2 protein-coding genes and 1 pseudogene are annotated in these 2,493 nt (G+C 35.1%); all 3 read right to left on the bottom strand.

Annotation, left to right across the window (positions count from 1 at the left end; all coding sequences use genetic code 11):
• A pseudogene (locus tag WBN21_RS04000) lies at positions 1–172 on the bottom strand (glutamate 5-kinase); the annotation flags it as partial.
• Between the two features lie 2 nt (positions 173–174).
• Positions 175–1,368, bottom strand: coding sequence for a glutamate-5-semialdehyde dehydrogenase (locus tag WBN21_RS03995; RefSeq protein WP_424198004.1), 1,194 nt, complete (start codon positions 1,366–1,368; stop codon positions 175–177).
• Positions 1,369–1,451: 83 nt separating this feature from the next.
• On the bottom strand, positions 1,452–2,493 hold a 1,042-nt coding region (locus WBN21_RS03990), incomplete at its 5' end, for an aspartate aminotransferase family protein (RefSeq protein ID WP_424198003.1).

The following is a 2,493-nucleotide window of genomic DNA, read 5'->3' as shown; positions in this document are numbered from 1 at the left end:
ACTGTTTAGCTACGGCAATCGCTCCCGAACTAACTATGACAAACTCACAAGTGTCTTTTAGTTTTGCAATTTGATTTGCAATGTCCTCAATCTTACCTCTGGAAATATTATCAGTTTCCTTGGTGAGCGTATTAGAACCTATTTTTAATAATATTCTTTTCTTTTTTTGCATTATTATCGTGTTTGTCCAGTTCCGTGAACATACCATTTATTGGTTACCAAATGCTGTAAACCTATTGGTCCGCGTTGGTGTAATTTATCTGTGCTAATAGCCAATTCGCCTCCTAAACCAAGTTGCCCTCCATCGGTAAAACGTGTTGATGCATTATGATAAACCGCTGCATTGTCTACATTTTCCATGAATAATTTCGCTTCAGCATCATTACTTGTTACAATAGTTGAAGAATGGCCTCCAGAATACTTGTTAATCATGGCAATGGTATTTTGATTGGAGTCAATTTCACCAATAACCATTTTATAATCTAAAAACTCTTCGTACCAAACGGCGTCTGATTTTATAGCTTCGAGGCCGTATTCTTTTGAAATCCTATCATCTCCCAAAACTTCAACCTTTATTTCCTTTAATTTAGAAATTAATGATTTTACGAATGCCTGTTTATTCGGAAGGTTTTTGTCAATTAAAACATTATCAACAGCATTACAAGCCGATATTTTTGATTTTCCATTTAGAATAACATCCAGCGCAATATCAAAATCTGCTTCTTTATGCACATACACGAAATTATTGCCACGTCCGCTAATAATAACAGGACAGGTAGCGTGTTGTTTTACGAAAGCAATGAGGCGTTCTCCACCGCGAGGAACAATTAAATCTACTTTCTGAGTTGGTTTTTCTAGAAAAGCTTGTGTTTCTGTTCTATTGAATTTTAAATACTCCACCCAATCAGTTGAAGCTCCAAATTCTTTTAAAGCTTCGTGCCACAGGGCAACAATTTTTAAATTTGAGCGTAAGGACTCTTTTCCACCTTTTAGTAATATTTTATTACCAGATTTAAACGCTATTCCTGCAGCTTCAACCGTAACATCTGGTCGAGATTCATAGATAATCATTACCGTTCCAAACGATGCTGTCTTATTATAAACCTGCATTCCGTTTTCATGTTTAAAACTAAAACGCTCAACACCAACTGGATCTTCTTGAGAAGCCAAATGAGTGACAGCTTTAATCATTTCATCAACTTTTGAATCATCAACTTTCAAGCGATCAAACATCGAAATATCATCTCCTTTATAAGCCTCTAAATCCGTTTTATTAATAGCAATAATCGATTTTCGTTCGCGCTCTAATAGCACAGCCATTTTTAGTAATACTGCATTTCTTGTTTCTATGGATAGTAATGTGTTCATTTTTTTAATTTTCGATTCTCAATGGCAGTTGAAATAAATTCTATAACTTCTGGTGTGATTTCTTCTTTCAACGAAAAGTCATTTCAACTTACATTCAACTTTTTATTTTCTACTTTTATTTTTGTTTCATCAATTTCAGGCAATGCTTCAATTAAAGCTTCAAAAAACATATTAATATGTTCCTTTCTAACAGTTAATGGTGGTAATATCCTCAATAACTTTTTATTGGATGCGCCACCGGTAAAAATATGATGGTCGTAGATTAGTGTTTTTCTTAAATCGCCAACTTCAAAATCGAATTCTAATCCAATCATTAAACCTCTTCCTTTAATGTTTTTTATCTCTGGAATTGTTTTAGCAATTTTAATGAAGTACTCAGACATGTCATTAACATTATCAATCAACTTTTGTTCTTCAATGACTTCTAAAACCGATAAACCAGCTGCACATGCTAAATGATTTCCTCCAAAAGTAGTTCCCAACATGCCAAATTTTGCTTCAATATCTGGATGAATTAAAATTCCTCCAATTGGAAAACCATTGCCCATACCTTTCGCAATGGAAATAATATCTGGCGTTACTTTATAATGTTGAAACGCAAAGAATTTACCCGAGCGTCCGTAACCCGATTGCACCTCATCGGCAATAAACATGGTGTTATTTGCTTTACAAAGTGCGTCAACTTGCTCAAAAAACTCTGCAGTTGCTTGGTCCAACCCACCTACACCTTGAATAAACTCAACAATTACGGCACAAACATCCCCTTTTTCAAGTTCTGTTTTTACACCTTCAATATCATTCAAATCAAGAATCGTTACTTTCTGTTGTGCATTTATTGGAGCAATAATACTTGGGTTATCGGTTGCCGCAACAGCCGCCGATGTTCGTCCGTGAAAACCATTTTTAAAAGCCACAACCCGCGATTTACCTGTTTTAAAAGATGCTAATTTTAAAGCATTCTCATTGGCTTCAGCACCAGAATTACATAAACACAACTCGTAACCTTTACATCCCGAAAGAGCTTCTAATTTATTGGCCAAGTCAACTTGTAATGGATTTTGAATCGCATTTGAGTAAAAACCTAGTTTAGCAACCTGAGTGGCAATCGCATCTACATATTTAGTG

Origin of the sequence: Algibacter sp. (assembly GCF_049667265.1) — a bacterium.
Taxonomy (GTDB): domain Bacteria; phylum Bacteroidota; class Bacteroidia; order Flavobacteriales; family Flavobacteriaceae; genus Algibacter_B.
Note: the sequence above shows the minus strand (reverse complement) of the source record. Positions and strands in the feature narration are given on the sequence as shown.